Annotated in this window: 19 protein-coding genes; 15 read left to right on the forward strand and 4 right to left on the reverse strand. The window is 43.3% G+C overall.

Annotated elements, in window-relative coordinates:
• Positions 1 to 46 precede the first annotated feature (46 nt).
• Complete coding sequence (locus ACIQXV_RS07835; RefSeq protein WP_402957560.1) at positions 47 to 514, forward strand: phage tail protein; 468 nt, start codon at positions 47 to 49, stop codon at positions 512 to 514.
• Positions 515 to 629: 115 nt separating this feature from the next.
• On the forward strand, positions 630 to 3,800 hold the full coding sequence (locus tag ACIQXV_RS07840) for an ATP-binding cassette domain-containing protein (protein WP_402957561.1): 3,171 nt from the start codon (positions 630 to 632) through the stop codon (positions 3,798 to 3,800).
• 75 nt (positions 3,801 to 3,875) lie between these two features.
• Here the strand turns inward: ACIQXV_RS07840 and ACIQXV_RS07845 are convergent, their stop codons facing one another.
• Positions 3,876 to 4,028: a hypothetical protein gene (locus tag ACIQXV_RS07845; protein ID WP_402957563.1), complete on the reverse strand. Its 153-nt coding sequence runs from the start codon at positions 4,026 to 4,028 to the stop codon at positions 3,876 to 3,878.
• Between the two features lie 271 nt (positions 4,029 to 4,299).
• Here ACIQXV_RS07845 and ACIQXV_RS07850 point away from each other — a divergent pair, with 271 nt between their 5' ends.
• From ACIQXV_RS07850 to ACIQXV_RS07870, 5 genes are all read left to right on the forward strand, one after another.
• Positions 4,300 to 4,632 carry an anti-sigma factor antagonist gene (locus tag ACIQXV_RS07850; protein WP_402957565.1) on the forward strand — a complete coding sequence of 111 codons (333 nt, stop codon included), beginning with the start codon at positions 4,300 to 4,302 and terminating at the stop codon, positions 4,630 to 4,632.
• The gene (gene rsbW, locus ACIQXV_RS07855) at positions 4,629 to 5,123 is read left to right on the forward strand and encodes an anti-sigma B factor RsbW (protein ID WP_402957567.1); all 495 of its coding nucleotides are present in this window, start codon (positions 4,629 to 4,631) and stop codon (positions 5,121 to 5,123) included. Before ACIQXV_RS07850 ends, rsbW begins: the two co-directional genes overlap by 4 nt.
• On the forward strand, positions 5,077 to 5,868 hold the full coding sequence (gene sigB, locus ACIQXV_RS07860; protein WP_402957569.1) for an RNA polymerase sigma factor SigB: 792 nt from the start codon (positions 5,077 to 5,079) through the stop codon (positions 5,866 to 5,868). Before rsbW ends, sigB begins: the two co-directional genes overlap by 47 nt.
• Positions 5,869 to 5,918: 50 nt before the next feature.
• A complete protein-coding gene (locus ACIQXV_RS07865) occupies positions 5,919 to 7,055 on the forward strand; it encodes a PP2C family protein-serine/threonine phosphatase (protein ID WP_402957728.1) in 1,137 nt (378 codons plus the stop codon).
• Positions 7,056 to 7,142: 87 nt separating this feature from the next.
• On the forward strand, positions 7,143 to 7,289 hold the full coding sequence (locus ACIQXV_RS07870) for a hypothetical protein (protein WP_402957571.1): 147 nt from the start codon (positions 7,143 to 7,145) through the stop codon (positions 7,287 to 7,289).
• 52 nt (positions 7,290 to 7,341) lie between these two features.
• Here the strand turns inward: ACIQXV_RS07870 and ACIQXV_RS07875 are convergent, their stop codons facing one another.
• Positions 7,342 to 7,797 carry a Dps family protein gene (locus ACIQXV_RS07875; protein WP_402957573.1) on the reverse strand — a complete coding sequence of 152 codons (456 nt, stop codon included), beginning with the start codon at positions 7,795 to 7,797 and terminating at the stop codon, positions 7,342 to 7,344.
• A 202-nt stretch (positions 7,798 to 7,999) separates the two neighbouring features.
• Between ACIQXV_RS07875 and ACIQXV_RS07880 the strand changes: the two genes are divergently transcribed.
• From ACIQXV_RS07880 to cls, 3 genes are all read left to right on the forward strand, one after another.
• Positions 8,000 to 10,768, forward strand: a complete 2,769-nt coding sequence (locus ACIQXV_RS07880; protein ID WP_402957575.1) for a CHASE3 domain-containing protein — start codon at positions 8,000 to 8,002, stop codon at positions 10,766 to 10,768.
• Positions 10,769 to 10,772: 4 nt separating this feature from the next.
• A complete protein-coding gene (locus ACIQXV_RS07885) occupies positions 10,773 to 11,615 on the forward strand; it encodes a CheR family methyltransferase (protein ID WP_402957730.1) in 843 nt (280 codons plus the stop codon).
• Between the two features lie 77 nt (positions 11,616 to 11,692).
• Complete coding sequence (cls, locus tag ACIQXV_RS07890) at positions 11,693 to 13,195, forward strand: cardiolipin synthase (RefSeq protein ID WP_402957577.1); 1,503 nt, start codon at positions 11,693 to 11,695, stop codon at positions 13,193 to 13,195.
• A 93-nt stretch (positions 13,196 to 13,288) separates the two neighbouring features.
• Here the strand turns inward: cls and ACIQXV_RS07895 are convergent, their stop codons facing one another.
• Positions 13,289 to 13,543, reverse strand: a complete 255-nt coding sequence (locus tag ACIQXV_RS07895; protein WP_402957579.1) for a GlsB/YeaQ/YmgE family stress response membrane protein — start codon at positions 13,541 to 13,543, stop codon at positions 13,289 to 13,291.
• Positions 13,544 to 13,612: 69 nt separating this feature from the next.
• Positions 13,613 to 13,951 carry an IDEAL domain-containing protein gene (locus ACIQXV_RS07900; protein ID WP_402957581.1) on the reverse strand — a complete coding sequence of 113 codons (339 nt, stop codon included), beginning with the start codon at positions 13,949 to 13,951 and terminating at the stop codon, positions 13,613 to 13,615.
• A 126-nt stretch (positions 13,952 to 14,077) separates the two neighbouring features.
• On the opposite strand from ACIQXV_RS07900, the gene ACIQXV_RS07905 reads away from it, so the two are divergent.
• The 5 genes from ACIQXV_RS07905 to spoIID all read left to right on the forward strand — a co-directional run bounded on the left by ACIQXV_RS07905 (position 14,078) and on the right by spoIID (position 19,041).
• On the forward strand, positions 14,078 to 14,404 hold the full coding sequence (locus ACIQXV_RS07905; protein ID WP_402957583.1) for a YflT domain-containing protein: 327 nt from the start codon (positions 14,078 to 14,080) through the stop codon (positions 14,402 to 14,404).
• 458 nt (positions 14,405 to 14,862) lie between these two features.
• Complete coding sequence (locus ACIQXV_RS07910) at positions 14,863 to 15,099, forward strand: DUF1146 family protein (protein ID WP_402957584.1); 237 nt, start codon at positions 14,863 to 14,865, stop codon at positions 15,097 to 15,099.
• A gap of 293 nt (positions 15,100 to 15,392) precedes the next feature.
• Entirely contained in the window at positions 15,393 to 16,283 is an 891-nt protein-coding gene (locus tag ACIQXV_RS07915) for a YwmB family TATA-box binding protein (protein WP_402957585.1), read from the forward strand.
• Between the two features lie 32 nt (positions 16,284 to 16,315).
• Positions 16,316 to 17,626, forward strand: a complete 1,311-nt coding sequence (gene murA, locus ACIQXV_RS07920) for a UDP-N-acetylglucosamine 1-carboxyvinyltransferase (RefSeq protein WP_402957587.1) — start codon at positions 16,316 to 16,318, stop codon at positions 17,624 to 17,626.
• Positions 17,627 to 17,994: 368 nt separating this feature from the next.
• A complete protein-coding gene (gene spoIID, locus ACIQXV_RS07925) occupies positions 17,995 to 19,041 on the forward strand; it encodes a stage II sporulation protein D (RefSeq protein WP_402957588.1) in 1,047 nt (348 codons plus the stop codon).
• The last annotated feature ends 396 nt before the right edge of the window (positions 19,042 to 19,437 follow it).

Consider the following 19,437-nt stretch of genomic DNA (forward strand, 5'->3'; position numbering starts at 1 on the left):
TGTCGATTCCTGCTGTTGGAAATAATGAAAAATAAGGAGGGCGAAAATGTCCTATATCGTTGATTTTAAAAATGTGTCTACGGTTGGTTTAGAGTCTTCACCTGTTGCAGAAGCGCTTGCTGGTTTACGTGCTAATGAAGCCCGTTACTTTATGAACAAATACAAGCATGAATTTACGGTTGTACCAGCTAGCGAGTCCAGCGAGACCCTTGATTATGTGAACCGAATTTTGAAAGAAGAACGTGATATTGAGTTTGCGGCAAAACCTTTAGAAACGTCGCGTTTTCAAGTGGAAAATATCAAAATTGCCTACGTCTTTTATGAGGATGGTCTTTCGGTCAACGTCATGTATACAGTTGATGATCCTAAGCCGAAGCGAGCTGTTGGTTTTAAGCTTTCTGAGGGGATGGAGGTACCAAAGGAGTTAGAAGGGAAGTTTAAGTTTGCTAGGCAGAAGTCTAAACTAGCTGGAACCATTCGAGGCTCGTATTTTGTCATTAAAGGAGAATATTAAGTAAACGGCTCAGTAAGGGACTGAGCCGTTTGTTTTTTCAAAAATCACATGACAAATTCATTTGAAGTTGTGCTAACATGGCAATACTAGATTTAGAGAATGGGGAGGATATCAGATGAAAATAAATCAATTAATTGCTAACAATATTAACCGTTTAGATGCCGTCTTGCCGGAAAATCAGTCGTTAGGCATTGCCGGTTTGTCCGGATCTGGGAAAACAACTTTTTGCCAGACCATTGGTGAAGAGTCTAAGAAACGTCTCGTTTCATTATTGCCTAAGGCTGATTATCAGTATTTATTTCCTAACATAATGGAAACCAATTTTAGTGCGATCAAGATGGAAGAAATGCCACTTGTACTTTTTCTAGGAAGATCATCCATTTCTTCTAATCCACGTTCAACAATTGGCACGCATACTGGCGTGTTTACCGAAATTCGTGTTACTCTTGCTGAAAAATTTAATCTTTCTCCAGAAGTTTTTTCTTTTAATAATCCGTTGGGCTGGTGTCCAGATTGTAAAGGCCGCGGAACTACTAAAAATGTCGAATGTAAAAAGTGTAGGGGCAAGCGCTATAATCAAGAAATTGAACAATATAAATTCGAATTATTTGATCAACCACAGAGTATTTCCGATATTAACAACTTGAGCATTGAAACCATTTTTTCACTAGCAGAAGTTTTAAACATTAGTGAAGGTAAACAACAAATTCTAAAAAATATAATCAATATGAATATTGGTTACTTAACATTAAATCGAATTATGGGTACATTGTCTGGTGGAGAATTAACGCGACTTTACCTCGCAGAATTCATGGCTGTAAGTGAAAATACGGTCATTATCATTGATGAAATATCAGTCGGTATTGATCACGAAACATTACTGAAAATTTTAGAGCAAATTAAACAATTAGGCTATAAGAATCAAATATGGCTTATTGACCATTCTGACACAGTGCTCGATACAACGGATGAACAAGTATTCTTTGGACCTGGCAGTGGTAAATATGGCGGAAAAATCGTGGATGAATCACCGCGCCCACAACCAGTATACTCAAAACAGAATGAGGAAGAGCCAACAGATTCCTATCATTTTCATGATTTATACTGCCGTAATATTCAAATGGCTGAAATTAACATACCAAAAAATAGACTTGTAACCATTACCGGAGAGTCTGGATGTGGTAAATCAACACTTGTCAACGAATGTATGGCCCAAGATTTTCAGAACCGGTACAAAAAAGATAAACTCGTTATGGTTGGACAAGATCGAAACCAATCGATTACGAGTCTGTCAACCGTTGCGACTTTCCTTGATATTAAAAAGAAGCTTACAAAATATAGTGAAGATATTGATGATATTTTCGATCGCTCCATTGAAGATATCATTGATGAACTTCCAAATGAAGATATCGCACATAAACGTTTGAGTTTATTGATTAAGCTTGGATTAGGTTATTTGACGTTAAATAGAAAAACGCAAACATTATCGACTGGTGAATTTCAATGTGTGCATTTAGTCTCGGAGCTGTTTGCAAATTCTAGAAACCCTCATACACTTTTCATTTTTGACGAACCTTCAAAAGGTTTATCACAAAATATTTTAAATCAATTTATTGATAGCATCAGGGGCATCCTCCAAGATGAATCCGTATCAATCATGATGATTGAACATAATGCCTATATGATGGAAAGTTCTGATTTTATCATTGATTTTGGTAAAAGAAAGAATGAACCTGTCACACATCTTGAAGTTGTTAGTCATCATGAATATTATGAGACTAAGAATAGGGAAGAGATCGCGCTGCCATCGACTATTTCGTCAACACTCAAATCACAACATGGTATTACGTATTTAAAAGAAAATCATATCGACTATTTTAAACATGCAGAAAATGTCTATAAGGGCGGTATTTTAAAAAGCTTATCATCAATGGCCCGCTTGATTTATGGTGAATACGATTCGAATAAAATTGCACCTGTCATTGCCATTGATTTTGAAAGACATTTGTATAGTCAATATAGTTTCCTTTATGAAATGGGAGGCCTGATTAATCATATTGTGGCGGCGCATCCGACTAATAAAGATACGAGAAGCTTTGATTTCTTTTCTCCGGACAACCATTGTCCATCATGCTCGGGACGTCTTAAGATTGGAATATTTGATAAAGATCTTGTGATTCAAGACAAAAATCTTCCATTCTGGGATGGTCTATTCTATCCGGAAATAATGGAAGTATTAAAATTTTATCAATACCCAAAATTAGAATTTCTATTTGAAGAAATTAAGAATGAGCTCGGGTTGGACCTGACGAAAAGCTATAATGAGATGTCTGAAGAAGAAAAGCATACCTTTTGGTACGGGTATTTTGAAAAGTCATTTTATGATAAGGAAAGCAAGGCACGTAGAACATGGGTAGGGTTTAATACCATCCTTGGTATGTATATAGTCGTTTCAAAATCAATTATTAAAGAGCAAATGAAAGCTTCTAAAGAAAAGATTACATGTCCAATTTGTGAGGGTACTGTTTTAAACCACCATAAACCGCTTAAATTTGGAGACACAGATATTCGTGAAATGATCAAACAGCCACTTGATCAAGTGTTACAAATAGTAGGTGAGTTACCTGCACTCGTCAAACTGAAATCGATTGTCGGCGGCGATACGATTTTGACAGAAGATGTCTCACTAATGCCTAGGGAAACACAAGTCGCGCTGAAAATGTTTGAATTAGAACAAGCAAGCTTTACGGGTTATGAAATGGTATTACAAAATGTCTTACCATTCTGGGACACAATTAAGGGCAGTATCGAATCCATCAGCAACAATAATCAGGTTAGCATCTGTGATTTCTCTACGATAAATGAAACAAGAGAAACGATCATTGATAAGTATTTCACAAATGGGAAATACAAAAAACTAACATATGTTTATGAAGCATTTGGTTACAAAAAATTAGTTACCCAAATTAATACCATTAAAAAAAGCCATCCATGCCCGTTCTGTAAAGGAAAGAAAGTAATCTCAGAAGATAATCTGCATGATGGCGTGTTTAAATTAACCATTCCATGTGTAAGTTGTCATGCTAGTGGCATCAATGATGAGGGCCTTAAGGAACTTGTTGAAGGCATACCAGTAAAAACATGGTTAACTGGAACAGTAAGTGATGTTGTGGATGAAAGCTTATATACAGAAGATGTCGCTGATATTCCCATTTTTAATCGGATTCGTGAGTTAAATAAACGAGATATGATGGCGGTTTATCAATGCCTTGAGCAAAATAATTAATTAAAACAAGCAATATTTAAAAAACAAAGCTAGACAAAACAAAAACAGCGGCCCCTCCAAAGGGCCGCTGTTCCGCTATTGCAGCGGATCTTGCGTTTTGTTTCGTTCTTCCTTCAGCTCGGTGCCGGTTTTGGCCTTCTTCATTTGCTTGCCGAGTTCCTTCACTTCGTCAAAATTTTGGGCCATCGAGCTGTTGTTAGCTGACTTGAGCTTCTCATTTTTTTTCATAGTGACTTCACTCCTTTCTTTTTAACTACCCTATTTTAAAAAAATAAAACCTAGTATAGTAGAACAATTGCGGCTGGGACATATGGTCTATTCGGAAAACTAGCATATTTTGGTATAATTTGAAGAAGAGTGACGGTTCTTTTGTTATAAAAAACAGGGTGAATGTGGCCACAAGAACCGTCCCCGTGGTTTTTCGTGGTTTTTCAAAAAAAGAGGTTTAAGTTTCTCGTATTCGGGTATGTACAAACTAAAATGTCAAAGGTGTGAGGGTATGAATATTCGCATAGATAAGCAACAGAATGACAATGGTATCGTGGTGATGGTGACGGGCGAGATTGATGCGTTTACGGCGCCGAAGTTGAGAGAGGAATTATTGCCGCTTGCCGAGGAGAAGAATCAATTGATAACAGTCAATCTTAAGGATGTGTCCTATTTAGACAGTACCGGGCTCGGAGTTTTTGTTGGCTTGTTCAAGCAGCTAAAGAAAAATGATGGCGAATTAAAGCTGGTGGAGTTATCGGAACGGCTGAAACGGCTCTTCAAAATTACTGGGTTAAGTCACATCATGAATATTTCTGCAAATTCAGAGGGTGGGGGAAGATGAACGAAGTGATGGATTATATTGAAATGAAGATTCCGGCAAAGCCGGAGTATGTTGGGGTCATTCGTTTGACGTTATCGGGCATTGCCAGCCGCATGGGATATACATATGAGGAAATTGAGGATATGAAAATCGCCGTAAGTGAGGCGTGTACGAACGCTGTCCAGCACGCATACCACAAGGACGAGGGTGGCGAAGTGATTATCGGCTTCGGGATCTATCAGGACAAGTTAGAAATCGTCGTTGCTGATAGCGGAAAAAGTTTCAATTTTTTACGAATAAAGGAAGAACTAGGCCCTTATACGGAATCAAGTACAGTGGACCAGCTTTCAGAGGGAGGGTTAGGTCTATATTTGATAGAAACGTTAATGGATGAAGTCCGGGTGTTGAATCATTCCGGAGTAACAGTCTTCATGGTGAAGAACCGAAGTGGGGAGCGTGAAAATCATGACACAACCATCTCAAACCGGGAGACGAACGAAGGAAGAAATTGATGCCCTGATCTTAGCGTTCCAGCAGGATGAGAGTGCGGAGGCCCAAACGATTTTAGTAGAATATTACACAGCCCTGGTCGGTAGCCTGGCACGAAAATATTCAAAGGGGAAGAATTTTCACGAGGATATCATGCAGGTGGCAATGATTGGCTTATTGTCCGCAATTAGACGATATGAAGCCGACATCGGGAAATCGTTCGAGTCCTATTTAATTCCGACTGTAATCGGGGAAATTAAGCGATTTTTACGGGATAAAACGTGGAGTGTCCATGTCCCAAGGCGGATCAAAGAAACTTGGCCAAAAATCAAAACGGTTGTGGATGAGCTGACCAATCAATATCAACGGTCACCAATGATTCACGAAATCGCTGAGTACATGGAGATTTCCGAAGAGGAAGTTTTAGAAGCGATGGAAATGGGGAAAAGCTACCAAGCCGCCTCGGTTGATCAATCGATTGAAACAGGGACCGAGGGCAGCACGGTGACAACCTTAGATATAGTCGGAACGCACGATGAAGGTTTTGAAAAAGTGGATCAAAGGCTATTGTTGGAGAGCGCGTTTCATGTGCTGTCGGATCGAGAAAGGGAAATTATCTATTGCACGTTTGTCGCGAATAAAAGTCAAAAGGAAACCGGAGAGCAATTAGGAATTTCACAAATGCATGTATCAAGGCTGCAAAAAAAGGCCATTGAAAAATTGCGTAAAGCACTTCGGGGTCAGACCCCCGATGCGTTAATGCGTTAACACGGCGGGGGTCTGACCCCTCGATAAAGAGGGGATGCTATAGGATGGCTATGAAAATTGTCATTGTAGATGATAATAAAACGAATCTGATGATTGTCGAAAAAATCTTGCAAATGGCCGGGTATAAACGATTGGTGCTGTTGTCATCGGCAATGGAGCTATACGACTTTTTGCAGCTCGATGCGCCCGATCCTGCTGAAGTAGAGGTCGATTTAATTTTAATGGATTTAATGATGCCGGAAATTGATGGCATTGAGGCCTGCCGCAAGATTTTAGCGACTGAGCGGTTCACCGATCTTCCGATTATCTTTGTCACGGCAATGGGCGACTCCAATAAAATGGCCGAGGCAATGGATGCGGGCGCCCTTGATTACGTCATGAAGCCAATCAATAAAGTCGAGCTGCTGGCGCGGATTCGCTCGGTGCTGCGGTTAAAGCAGGAGAAGGATCTGCGTAAGGAACGGGATAAGCGGATTCAATATGAGTTGGATTTGGCCAAGCAAGTCCAGCTTAGCATGCTTTCAGGTCCGATCCAGGAGGAGGATGTGGTTATTTCGGCGGTCTACAAGCCTTCCTTTGAGCTTGCCGGTGACTTGTATGCCTGGTACCAGATCAGCCTGCACCGCTATGGTGTGATTTTGCTCGATATGATGGGCCACGGGATTTCGTCATCGCTCGTGTGTATGTACATATATTCAGCCTTAAAGGATTCAATTACCAGTTTGTGCGATCCGGAGGCCGTCATGATAGAACTGAACCGGCGCATGAATCAGCTCCACAATGATAGTTTAATAAACTATTATTTCACAGCGATTTACTTTGTACTGGATACGGAAAAGCAGACGATCGAATACGTGAATGCCGGGCATCCGGCGGGGATTGCGATAGTCGATGATGAAGTGAAGCTGCTCGAGGAAGGCTGCTGCGCGCTGGGATTTTTTGATGAGATAGAAGTAACTAAAGGGGTCATATCGTATGAGCGGGGAGCGCGGATTTTGCTCTTTACCGATGGCTTGTCGGAATGGCTGGAGGAGGAGTATGAGGACGCGAAGGTTAAGCTAATCAGCTGCTTGCAAGAGGATGGTATGGACGATCCGGCGGCGCTGCTTCAACATTTGCAGCCAAGTTGCGAGCTCATGAACACTCAAAAGGACGATATTTGTTTGGTGATGATTGCGACGATGTGACGGAGGTGTGCTTGATTTTGTGGGCGAAACCTGGCGGATAGTGCGGTGTAATTGGCGGATAGTGCGGTGTAATCGGCGGATAGCGCGGTGTCATCGGCGGATAATGATGATCAATCAGCGGATAATGGTGTGCAATCAGCGGATAGCGTAGTTCAATCAGCGATTGTGCTTCACATTTCGCGGAAAGTTGATGGAGAGGGGTTCTACGAGCCCGATTTCATCAGGAATCCATGAAAAAGGTAACATAGAAAAGGTACCAGCATCACCGCTGACACCTTTTCCAAGCTTACTCCTCCAAATACGCTCCCAGCATCCATCTGTGCTTTTCTAATGAGGTCCGAATCGCAATAAACAAATCGGCGGTCGGCTGATCGTCGTTGTCTTCGGCTGCGGTTATTCCTTCTGTAAGCTCGGTGCAAATAGTGTCAAAGTCATCAGCCAAGCTCCGTACCATCTCGCCCGCACTCTCGCCGCCACTAGCCTCTTCAATCGTAGCCATCTCCAACTGCTCCTTTAAGTTTGCCGTCGGTAAAGCCCCGATTGACAGCATTCGTTCGGCGATCGTATCAAGATGTAACCCCGCCTCCGTATACCACTCTCCGAATTTTACATGCAGCGTGAAAAAATTTTCCCCTTTTACATACCAATGATAATGATGCAGCTTCATATACAGAACCGAGAAATTTGCCACCTGCTTGTCGAGCACATCTGATGATAAAACTTTTTCCTTTGTTTTTGCCATTTTTTTATACCTCCATACCGTTGATAGTTATTTTTGTACCCGTCCCCAATCCAGTTGAAACCACTAATTAAATTTTTCAAAAAGAAGGTTTCAAGAAAAAGAGAAGTGGGTAATTAGTAGGTAAAAGTGTGCCCTTCATTCAAAAGGGCACGTGGTATGGTAGAATAAGGTATATTTTAATAGTCTACTATACCGGGGGGCGATGACGATAAAAGGTTGGAATTACAACATCCACGCCAAAATTATTACAGGCTACTTAACGATATTGGTCTGCTTGGTGCTATCCTTGCTGATCGTGATTAATAGAATGACAGCTTTGCAGAATGAGGTTGATTTCATATCCAAACACGATATTGAAGTTCACGACTTGGCGAATCAAATTCAAAAGAATATCCTCGATATGGAAACGGGGATGAGAGGGTATGTGATCACGGGCAATGTGGAGTATCTTGAGCCTTATAATCTGGGGAGTCGAAGCTGGCTCGATAATTACAATAAACTGCATTCCATGCTAAGTGATAACAGCAGACAGCAGCGGAATTTGGAAGAAATTAAACCGCTGATCATGAACTGGCAGACGAATTCCGGTGAGTATATGATCAATTCAAAAAAGGCGAACAACGAAACCGCAATAAACCAGCATTTTGAAAAAAACACCGGAAAGAAAGTAACCGATCAGCTGCGTACGCAGTTGGATTCCTTTCTTGCTAATGAAAAAAAATTGACTGCTGAACGGATTGTACAGCTGAGTCAAAATAATACAAATTTAAAAATAACTTTGTATGCCATTATCGTTTTGGTGTCGGTGATTACGATTGCAACCGCCATTTTCCTGTCTAATTCCATTGTTAAAACGATTAAACAGGTGATTAAAACGATCAAAAGTATTACCGATTCAGAGGTCGATTTGACAACAAGGATCAATGTCAACACGCATGACGAGACCCGGGAATTGGCTGAGGTGATGAATAACCTCTTGAGCAGTCTCGAGAAACAGAGCTGGGTGCAAAAAAGTATGACGGATATTTCGATGATAAATCAAGGCGTTACGGACATTACCGAACTGGCGCAATCATTTGTGACGAAGCTCGCTCCGCTGCTTGACGCTGCTTACGGGGTCGTCTATCTGCGCAGGAATCAGGGCGGTGTGGTTGACTACGTCAAGGTCGCCGGCTATGCGATTGCGGATGAAGAACGTGCCGCATCCAGCTTTTGCTTGGGTGAAGGGCTAATCGGTCAGGCCGCCCTTGATCAAAGAATCTTTCTGATTGATCATTTGCCGGAGGAGCATTTTAAGGTGACCTCAGGATTAGGCACTTCATCACCGACGAATTTATTAATTGCCCCGATTCTTTTTGAGGGCAGGGTAGAAGCAGTTGTCGAATTCGCAGCGCTTCAGCCGTTCCTTTCCCAGCACCTGACACTGCTTGACCAGCTTCAGGACAAGTTCGGTTCGGCCATTTCTAGTGTGAATGGAAGGATGGAAGTGGAGAGGCTGCTCGGGGAATCGCAAATATTAACCGAGGAACTGCAGGCGCAATCAGAAGAACTCCAGGCACAATCGGAAGAATTGCAAATGCAGCAAGAGCAGCTCAGGATTTCCAACGACTTTTTAGAAGAGCAGAAGCAATTTGCTGAGCAACGAGCGTTTGATCTCAAAAAAGCGAAGGATGAACTCGAAAACTATTCGCTGAAACTGAAAGCGAGCTCGCAATACAAGACTGATTTTCTTGCGAATATGTCACATGAACTGCGGACGCCGTTGAACAGTATTCTCATTCTTTCACAAATGATGATGGAGAATAATGCGGAAATGGACATGGCAGAGATCGGCGAATACGCACGTGTCATTAATACGTCGGGTGGTGATTTGCTGCGGCTAATTGATGATATTCTCGATTTATCGAAAATCGAAGCGGGAAAAATTGAAATTTTAACAGATGAAGTGAACGTGACAGAAATTCCGCAGATGATGAGGAATATGTTTAACCCTGTCGCGGCCAAAAAGAATTTGACGTTTGATATATTTATCGATCCGGGACTACCGGCGGTCATCGCAACGGACGGCCAAAGATTGCAGCAAATTTGGAAAAATCTTTTGTCGAATGCCTTTAAATTTACCGAAAAGGGCTCCGTAACTGTCCGAATTGAAATGGCTGACCCTGAAAAAGTGCCCGGGATTTCGGCAGAGGGAGCGGTGCTGGCGATTTCCGTCACCGATACCGGTATTGGGATTCCACGTGATAAGCAGCAAATTATTTTCGAAGCCTTTCAACAGGTGGACGGCACTACCAACCGACAATATGGCGGGACAGGATTGGGGTTATCTATTTGCCGTGAATTTACCCGGTTGCTTGGAGGGACCCTTGAGGTGGAAAGTGAAGTGGATAAGGGCAGTACGTTCACTTTATATATTCCGAGCCAGTTGGAATTTGAGCATTATGGCCGTGTCGACGATCATGAGCTGGCGCTGGCAGAAGTGGCCGTGAGCGTCATAACGGTGGAAGATGAATGGATGAATGAAGAAGCAGCCGAATCTCTGGCGGTCGAACTTGTCGAAAGTTCCGGAGATCAGTTATTTTACAGGAAAAAAGTGCTGCTTGTAGAGGACGATGGCCGCAATGTATTCGCACTGGTAACAGCTCTTGAGAGAAAAGGGGTTGCCGTAGAAGTAGCGGAAAACGGGAAGCGTGCAATCGAAATGCTCCAAGAACAAGCAGATTTTGACCTGATTTTTATGGACATTATGATGCCGGTGATGGGAGGCTACGAGGCGATGGAGACAATCCGCCATGACCTGAAATTGGAAAACCTTCCGATCATTGCGTTAACGGCCAAGGCGATGAAGGGCGAACGCGACAAGTGTATGGAAGCAGGCGCATCAGATTATATTATGAAGCCATTAAATATTGACCAGTTATTCTCATTGATGCGAGTGTGGCTGACAGAGCAGGTGGAACACAGTGAATAAGACAATGACCCATGAAACAGAAGCACCGGCCCTGAATGAGTTGCAGGAAATCGAAATCAATTTGCTGCTCGAGGGCTTATACCAAAAGTATGGCTATGACTTTCGTGGCTATGTAAGGGCATCCTTAAGCAGACGGGTTTTAAACCGCATGAAGGCGGAGCGCCTGCCGACGATTACGGCTTTATTGGAAAAGGTGCTCCATGAACAAGGCTATTTGGAGCGTTTATTGAATGACCTGTCGATTCGAATGACGGAAATGTATCGCGACCCGGATTTCTTCGCTGTTTTTCGCAACAAAGTAGTGCCTTTGTTGAGGGAACTGCCGGAAATCCGAATTTGGCATGCCGGCTGCGCGACCGGGGAGGAGGTCTATTCCATGGCCATCCTGATGCATGAGGAAGGGCTGGCGGACCGGACGACGATTTATGCAACCGATATGAACGAAAAGGCATTGGCTGCAGCACAAAAGCGAGCGTTTCCGCTTAAAAAAATGCAGCAATATACGAAAAATTACTTGAAGGCCGGCGGCAAAAAGGCCTTTTCCGAGTACTACACGACCGACCATCGGTTTGCCTATTTTCACCCAATCTTGGATGAGAACCTCATTTTCGCCCAGCATAACTTGGTGACGGACGGATCGTTTAACGAATTCCATGTCATTCTCTGCCGCAACGTCATGATCTATTTTGCCAACGACCTGCAGCAGCAGGTCCATCGCTTAATATACAACAGCCTAGCTGACGGCGGCTTCATCGGCCTCGGCAGCAAGGAATCCATCCTGTTTATGCCAAAAGGGATGCAATACGAGGAATTCCATCCGCATGAGAGAATTTATCGCAAAAAATAAAAGGGGTCAGGCGCTTTTGTTTCATCATGTAAAAAAAGGGTATTTCATCTTAAAAAAGATGTAGGGAGAACGTCGTGATGAAACTTAAACGCTTAGAATTTTTCTTTGTCATCGTGATGCTTATTTTATGCTACTTGGTTTTGTTTACCGGCCTGCCGTTTAAGTGGAAAGGACTGTTTATCGTGCTTTATGGCTTGATTATTCTCTCCACTGTGCAGGCATTATGGCTCGAGAACCGACCGCCGCAAAACACGTTACTATGGACCTATATTTTAGTGTTATTGCCGCTAGTAGGCTATATTTTCTATGTCTACTCCGGTCAGCTGCTCGTGAAAGGGGAATTGTTCAAATCAAAGCGGATGAGTGACCGGGAATTATTCGAGGCCCTCAGTATAAAACAGCGAGCGCTGGATGTGTCGCAGCTAAATGACCACCAGCGCTGTTTTGCCGCTTATTTAGACCGGGTGACCTTAACCGATCAAAATCAGAACACGATGACCACAGTGTTACATAACGGCACGGAAACCTTTGAGGAAATTAAACGGCGCCTGATGGACGCGAAAGATTTTATTCATTTGGAATATTATACTTTCCGCTCTGACCGCCTTGGGCAGGAGGTAATTGACATTTTAATTGCCAAGGTACAGGAAGGCGTCGAGGTTCGGCTAATGGTGGATGCGGTCGGCAGTTATTCTTTTTCAAGTGCCGTCACGAAAAAAATGGTGGCATCAGGCATTCAGGTTTACCCCTTTTTACCACTCAAAACCGCTTGGTATAATCAGAAATTTAACTTCCGCAATCATCGAAAAATTATTATTATTGATGGCAAAGTGGGGTTTGTCGGCGGCCTCAATGTGGGGATTGAATATCTAGGGGAAGATGATGACATCGGCTTTTGGTGTGATACCCATGTCGTTCTTGAAGGGGAAGCGGTGCAGACCCTCCATGCGGTACTTTTATTAGATTGGAAGTATGTGAGCGGCGAGACATTGTTTGACCAGGACCGCTACATGAAGGAACATCCGACTGCCGGTGATGGTTTGGTTCATGTGGTGGCGACAGGCCCGGAAACAAGGGATAACATGAGTGACCATTATTATGCAATGATGACCTGTGCCACAAAGTCGATTTGGATTGCTACCCCCTATTTTATCCCAGATCAAGCGATTCAAACGGCACTCAGGATTGCTGCCCAAAAAGGAATTCAAGTTCGTCTGATGGTGCCTGATACCAATGATGGCTTTCTCACCCAATATGCCACCCAGTCCTATTTTCCTGAACTGCTGCGGGCCGGAATCGAAATCTATTTGTATCAAAAGGGCTTTTTGCATAAAAAGATCATCATTGTGGATAGCGATCTTGCGTCGATTGGTACTGCAAATGTCGATATGCGCAGTTTTCAATTGAACTTTGAAGTCAATTTGTTTTTAACAGCCACCGATTCAATCGCTGACCTAGTTGCCTCTTTTGAAGAGGACCTGAAAGAATGCCGCCGGATTCGCCCCGTCGAATTCTATAAACGAAGCATGACCGTCAAATGGAAGGAATCCTTTGCCCGCTTGTTTTCGGGCATTTTATAATAATGAAGGCTGGCATTTGCAAGGGCAAATGCCTTGTTTTTTTGCCGAATAAAAAGAGACTGCTCAAGGCAGTCTCTTCTTATATATAGGTAGTTATGCGGTGCGTTTGACGCCTTTCAGGATAAGGCTCAAAATGAAGACAAGGGCAATCGCACCGATAAGTGCCGGAATGAAGTAAAATCCACCGATGACAGGACCCCAGCCTCCTAATAGCAATGACCCGAGCCATGCCCCGATAAATCCGGCGATAATGTTGCCGATGACACCACCCGGTACATCACGTCCAAGAATGAGTCCCGCTAACCAACCAATAATTCCTCCGATAATTAACGACCAAATAAATCCCATGAATGATCTCTCCTTTCAATTTTTCAATGAGCTATTGTATGAAGTACCCGGATTTTTGAAAAATAAACCTTAAATATCAGCTGCAAGTTTTCCGATGTGATTGAGTCGTTCCTTAAAACGTGTTTTCGGGTCATTCAAATATAGTTGGCAGGCCCTTAATTCGTAGGTTAACTTTTTAAATCGTTCTTGATCGCGTTCATCAAGGCACTTGTCAATTTCCCTTTTTAATAAACTGATTTTTGAAATGACTTCTGCTTGCCGTTTTTGGTCACCGCGCCATTTTGGCGAATCCTCGCTAAGATAGTCGCTCAGTTTGGTTAAGCGAACCCCGCATTTACAAAGCGTTTCATTCACATTTAGCACATAAAATTCCGCGTTTCTACAATATTTACATACCAGTTTCCTCATATAAACACCTCCAATAATAATTTTTTATATACCCACGGTTGGGGAGTTAGTAACCTCTAAAAAATATGTTTTATTTTTTCAAGAAGCGGTTATATACCCAATAGAACACAATAAGGAGGAATGAAAATGGAAAATGTAAAAGTGGTGGAAAATGGTTTGGAAGCAAAAAGGGAGATTGAGCAATTCATCATGCAGGGGTTTACCAAGGATGAAATTTATTTATTGGCACATGACAAAAATCGCTCTGAGGATTTAACGGATTCGCTGGACATTGAGGATATCGGGGTTTCTGAACAAGGTGTTTTTGACTCAATCGCAAATGTGTTTCGGACGCGGGGCGATGAACTTCGCTCGAAGCTGGAGTCATTGGGGCTATCTAAGGTAGAAGCAGAGCAGTATGAAGAGGAATTGGATCAAGGCAGGGTCGTCGTCGTTGCCTCAAAATCGGCATAACTTAGAATGCATCAGCTGGGCTCCCTTTTGGGGGCTCGCTGAATAAATTGGAGAGGAGAATGATTATGAAGTATTCAAAACTTAGCCTGGAAAAATTATTAGGAGTCCATCATCGTGCGCGACATAAGCTGAGCGGAAACCCATGCCTGGAGTCATATTTCGAGGATCCAATTATCCACCGGGAGATCCAAGGGAACAGGGTGTATGTTCCACTTAATTTAAATAGGGTCTGGAATGAGGCATAAATTCCTTAAAGTTAACTGCCTAAACACCGTTTAATTGGTTGTGAACGGTGTTTAGGCAGTTAATGCGTGATGAAAGCCCTTGCATCATTTTGAATTATCCAAAAATTACCCAAAAAGGAAACTTTCAGGACTTTCATCCGTCAATATGGTAGAATGGTCTTTGGGTTAGAGCAGAGGGACGGCGCGTCCCGTGCTTCAAAAGGAGGAATCAGAATGATAAATGATTTTGGGCAAATAGCTATGTTAAGCATCCTGTCACATTTGGTGTTTATTGCGATTTCTTGGTGGGCACTGCAAGCGATTCGCTTGGATAAGTTGCTGCGGCCAAACCATGTGTTTCAAGCACGATTACTCTACATATTATTAGCCATTTTCATCGGATCATCTGTTAGTAACTTTTTCCTTGATTACCTTCAATGGTCGAGACAACTGCCATTGATGTTTGATTAAAAACAATTTGGAGCCACCAGAACCGTCCCTATGGTTCCAAAATTGGAAAAAATTTAGTTCTTCGTACATGTTCCCATTTACGGTTATTTTGAGTACAATCGAGTTTATGTGGAAAGCTAAGTATGTCCCAAATTTGGAACTGATGTAAGAGTATGTTTGATTTTCTCATTTTCACATTGCTTTTGGACTTGACCCAAAATGCGCGGTTTTGAAACTTGTCTAAAAGTGACGACATTTCCCAAGTATTGCTCTCTCTCTGCCTGGCAACAATGGTAGTAAGGGGGAGTGGAGAGATGAAGAGAAATGGTAAGCTGTTTTTATATATGATTTCGATTTTGAGTGTGATCCTGGTTGTTATTGGGAACCGAACGACTGAAGCAAAGAGCGGTCTGGATTTTTTTCGACCTGAACCAAGCATCGAAGCCGGCAAAGAACTTTTTCTTAATGCGGATATGGGCGCCGTTGGTGCAAACTCCGTTAATGCGAAAAACAATGCGGGCGGCAGCTTGTCGATTTTTCCAGAAGGCACGGGTGACTTAACGAAAATTGGTGCTGTTTTACAAGCCGATGATATTTTGCTCACGGATTGGTCTTTTTATGCACGGGAGCATGTGACCGGCATGGAGAGTGTGCAGGAGGTTAAGGCGTATGCCCGCAAGCTTCAGGATAAGTTTCCCGATTGGGAATGGTCTGTGACGAACACCAGCCAGAAATGGGAAGTGACAGCAGTATCTCCAACTAAACACCACAAAGAAATGCTTCAAATGATGGCAACCCACACAAAACAACCTGTTAATGCGTATATAGTATATAGTGTCAGCGGTAAAGAGTGGAACGAGGCTGATGAGGCATATTTCACTAGTGATGTATTGAAAAATAGGCTATCCGACATATTTCGAGGAAAACCAACAGTTTTCTCTTGTATGATGGGCATTTTCAATGATAAGATTGATACAGCTTTACCTGTAGTTGTAAACAATTTACTGTCTAGTTTTGATGCAAAAGAAATCGAAGCGTTAAAAGAGGAGACTTTCATGTCTGTATCGGCCACGGCGCCGATATTTTCAGGCTTCATAGATCAACCGAAAAATAACATGAATTTACAAATTGGCGTACGCTCCGAAGGATTGGGCGCAAGGACTACCGTTGTAGTTGGCACACCAATCATTACGATTGAATATTAATATAGAGAAAATGGACGCGGAGGGGAATACTCTTGGAAAAGATCATCGTCCGCGGCGGACAAAGGCTTTATGGAACGGTAAAAGTGGAAGGTGCAAAAAATGCCGTGCTGCCTGTTATCGCTGCAACATTATTAGCAAGTGATGGAAAAAGTGTAATTCGTGATGTACCTACACTCTCCGATGTATATACAATAAATGAAGTTTTACGCAACTTAAATGCTGAAGTGGTATTTGAAGATAATACAGTTGTTGTTAATGCATCCAGAGAGTTAAAAGATGAAGCGCCATTCGAATACGTTCGAAAAATGCGTGCGTCTGTTCTTGTCATGGGATCATTATTGGCGCGTAATGGCCGGGCTCGTGTCGCTCTGCCTGGCGGCTGTGCGATTGGATCCCGTCCTATTGACCAGCACTTAAAGGGCTTTGAGGCCATGGGTGCGTCGGTGAAGGTAGGAAATGGCTTTATTGAAGCGGAGGTAGATGGCCGCTTAAAGGGAGCAAAGATTTACTTGGATTTCCCAAGTGTTGGTGCAACTGAAAACATTATGATGGCGGCGACCCTTGCACAGGGGACGACGATCATTGAAAACGTCGCAAAAGAACCAGAGATTGTAGATTTGGCGAATTTCTTGAATAAAATGGGAGCTCGAGTGAAAGGTGCCGGCACGGGCACTCTCCGGATTGAGGGCGTTGATGTGTTATTTGGCGCAGATCATGCGATTATTCCTGACCGTATCGAAGCAGGTACCTTTATGGTGGCTGCGGCGCTTACCTGCGGAAATGTATTGGTGCAGGGCGCGGTTCCGGAACACTTATCTTCTTTGATTGCGAAAATGGAAGAGATGGGTGTCGAGATTTTTGAGGAAGAGGATGGCGTTCGTGTCATCGGTCCTGAGCGGTTGAAGGCGGTCGACATTAAAACGATGCCGCATCCAGGCTTCCCAACGGATATGCAGTCGCAAATGATGGCGTTGCTGCTTCGTGCACAGGGTACTTCGATGATTACGGAAACGGTGTTTGAGAACCGTTTCATGCACGTCGAGGAATTCCGCCGCATGAATGCGGAGATTAAAATTGAAGGACGCTCTGTTATCTTAAATGGCCCTTCGAATTTGCAAGGTGCTGAAGTGTCAGCAACGGATTTACGTGCAGCGGCAGCGTTGATTTTGACTGGTTTGGTTTCAGAAGGTGTGACACGCGTGACGGAGTTGAAGCACTTAGACCGCGGTTATGTCGACTTCCACGGCAAGCTTGCAGGCTTAGGCGCTGACATCGAACGTGTGAAAGAAGCAGACGAAATCTTCGTTGAAGCCGATACGTATATTTCTGATATGAATGCGTAGTTAAATAAGTTAGCTTGGTAAGTGAAATCCCGAAGAGTGTGCGGTTAGAAGTGGTCTGATATCAGACCAGACCCGCGCATCCTTCGGGATTTTTTGGTTGGGATAGTGCAAAGGGTGTCAGGCACCGTTTACTGCGTGTATGTAGTAGTAATGGTGTCAGGCACCTTTTACTATGTCTATGTAGTGAAATGGGTGCCTGACACCCTTTTCCTTTTTGGCACTGTGTTTACCCCGTTAACGGTGCCTGACACCGCGCTCAGTTTTAGAAAAAATCTGTAATAAATGCTTGTCCGCCTCCATATGTATGAAGGGAGACGCATCCCGGCCAGTTGGTGTCGGCTGCGAATTTACAAACTGGAGGCACAATCATGAAAAAAATCAAGCCACTCATCGTACTAGCATCACTCCTTATTGCCCTAACCCTTATCATTCCGGCCGTGCTCGTGTTACCGTTTTCGGGTGAGCGTCATGCAAGCGGAAAATTAGGGGAAGATTTAACGAAGAAGGGGGGCTCCCAGGCGAAAGAGGCGAAAGCCACATCCTCCGCGGCAGATGCTGCGGTCGAGGTAGCAGTATTTCGTTCGGCAAAATCAAAAATTGAGAATGTACAATTAGAAGATTATCTTGTTGGCGTTGTGGCTGCAGAAATGAACGCAGATTTTAAAGAAGAAGCCCTCAAGGCGCAGGCGCTTGCGGCAAGAACCTATATCGTAAACAGATTAATTAGCAAGGATACGCTGGGTGTACCGAAAGGGGCTCAGGTTACTGATACCCAAGTCCACCAGGTATACAAAAATGATGATGAATTAAGGAAGCAATGGGGCGCGGATTACGATTTGAAAAGAAAAAAGATTCTGGACGCTGTCCGGGCAACCGGCGGGCAAATTTTGACCTTCGAGGGAAAGCCGATCGATGCATTGTTCTTCTCCACAGGTAATGGTTATACGGAGAACTCGGAGGATTATTGGGGTGGAAGCTTTCCTTATTTAAGAAGTGTTTCGAGCCCATGGGATAAAAAGTCACCGAAGTTTTCAAATCAAAAGGTGTTGACGGTGAAAGAGTTTGAAGCAAAGCTGGGTGTTAAAGTTGGCTCGGGGTCGACAATTGGAAAAATTGTTGAGCGTACCACTGGCAAGCGGGTCGGGAAAGTGGATTTTAGCGGAAAAGTTTTGACTGGAAGGGATATCCGGGAAAAACTTGACCTGAAATCGTCTGACTTTGTCTGGGAGCGTAAGGGTGACAATATTGTGATCACGACCAAAGGCTTCGGCCACGGTGTCGGCATGAGCCAGTACGGTGCGAATGGTATGGCAGAGGAAGGTTCTGATTATCAGGCGATTGTGAAGCACTATTATCAAGGTGTGGAGATTACTTCGGCAGAGCCGATGATGGCGACGATTACGGCGCAGAAATAGAGTTGAGCCAGGCTTTTGGAGCCTGGCTTTTCGTCTGGTTTGAGGGTGGATTTTATGGAGTGGAAAGTAAAATGGGAAAAGTGGAAAGTGAATTACCAAAAGTGGACAGTAAAATGTCAAAAGCGGAAAGTAAATCCTGGAATCCGGAAAGTAAAAAGTTCAAAGTGGAAAGTAAATAGAATAGTCCCTTAAAAAAGGTCATTTAAATGGAACGTGAGAAGGGGATTGACCATGAAAAGGGGCGTGATATTAGATAATAGCAAGAAATGTTACCTGAGCCAGGCTGCCCGCCTGGCTTTTCATCCAGCACGAGCAATATATACAAAATGGCGAACTCTATTAAATGCAGGGATTCTTTGATCGTGTGGTCGATAGAGGAATCAGGCAGCTTGACAA

This window comes from Neobacillus sp. NPDC097160 (genome assembly GCF_044762155.1).
GTDB lineage: Bacteria > Bacillota > Bacilli > Bacillales > Cytobacillaceae > Neobacillus.

Bases quoted from the DNA above. Each gene is read 5' to 3' on its own strand.
- ACIQXV_RS07835 (WP_402957560.1), top strand. From the start codon at position 47: ATGTCCTATATCGTTGATTTTAAAAATGTGTCTACGGTTGGTTTAGAG.
- ACIQXV_RS07840 (WP_402957561.1), top strand. From the start codon at position 630: ATGAAAATAAATCAATTAATTGCTAACAATATTAACCGTTTAGATGCC.
- ACIQXV_RS07845 (WP_402957563.1), bottom strand. From the start codon at position 4,028: ATGAAAAAAAATGAGAAGCTCAAGTCAGCTAACAACAGCTCGATGGCC.
- ACIQXV_RS07850 (WP_402957565.1), top strand. From the start codon at position 4,300: ATGAATATTCGCATAGATAAGCAACAGAATGACAATGGTATCGTGGTG.
- rsbW (WP_402957567.1), top strand. From the start codon at position 4,629: ATGAACGAAGTGATGGATTATATTGAAATGAAGATTCCGGCAAAGCCG.
- sigB (WP_402957569.1), top strand. From the start codon at position 5,077: ATGACACAACCATCTCAAACCGGGAGACGAACGAAGGAAGAAATTGAT.
- ACIQXV_RS07865 (WP_402957728.1), top strand. From the start codon at position 5,919: ATGAAAATTGTCATTGTAGATGATAATAAAACGAATCTGATGATTGTC.
- ACIQXV_RS07875 (WP_402957573.1), bottom strand. From the start codon at position 7,797: ATGGCAAAAACAAAGGAAAAAGTTTTATCATCAGATGTGCTCGACAAG.
- ACIQXV_RS07880 (WP_402957575.1), top strand. From the start codon at position 8,000: ATGACGATAAAAGGTTGGAATTACAACATCCACGCCAAAATTATTACA.
- ACIQXV_RS07885 (WP_402957730.1), top strand. From the start codon at position 10,773: ATGACCCATGAAACAGAAGCACCGGCCCTGAATGAGTTGCAGGAAATC.
- cls (WP_402957577.1), top strand. From the start codon at position 11,693: ATGAAACTTAAACGCTTAGAATTTTTCTTTGTCATCGTGATGCTTATT.
- ACIQXV_RS07895 (WP_402957579.1), bottom strand. From the start codon at position 13,543: ATGGGATTTATTTGGTCGTTAATTATCGGAGGAATTATTGGTTGGTTA.
- ACIQXV_RS07900 (WP_402957581.1), bottom strand. From the start codon at position 13,951: ATGAGGAAACTGGTATGTAAATATTGTAGAAACGCGGAATTTTATGTG.
- ACIQXV_RS07905 (WP_402957583.1), top strand. From the start codon at position 14,078: ATGGAAAATGTAAAAGTGGTGGAAAATGGTTTGGAAGCAAAAAGGGAG.
- ACIQXV_RS07910 (WP_402957584.1), top strand. From the start codon at position 14,863: ATGATAAATGATTTTGGGCAAATAGCTATGTTAAGCATCCTGTCACAT.
- ACIQXV_RS07915 (WP_402957585.1), top strand. From the start codon at position 15,393: ATGAAGAGAAATGGTAAGCTGTTTTTATATATGATTTCGATTTTGAGT.
- spoIID (WP_402957588.1), top strand. From the start codon at position 17,995: ATGAAAAAAATCAAGCCACTCATCGTACTAGCATCACTCCTTATTGCC.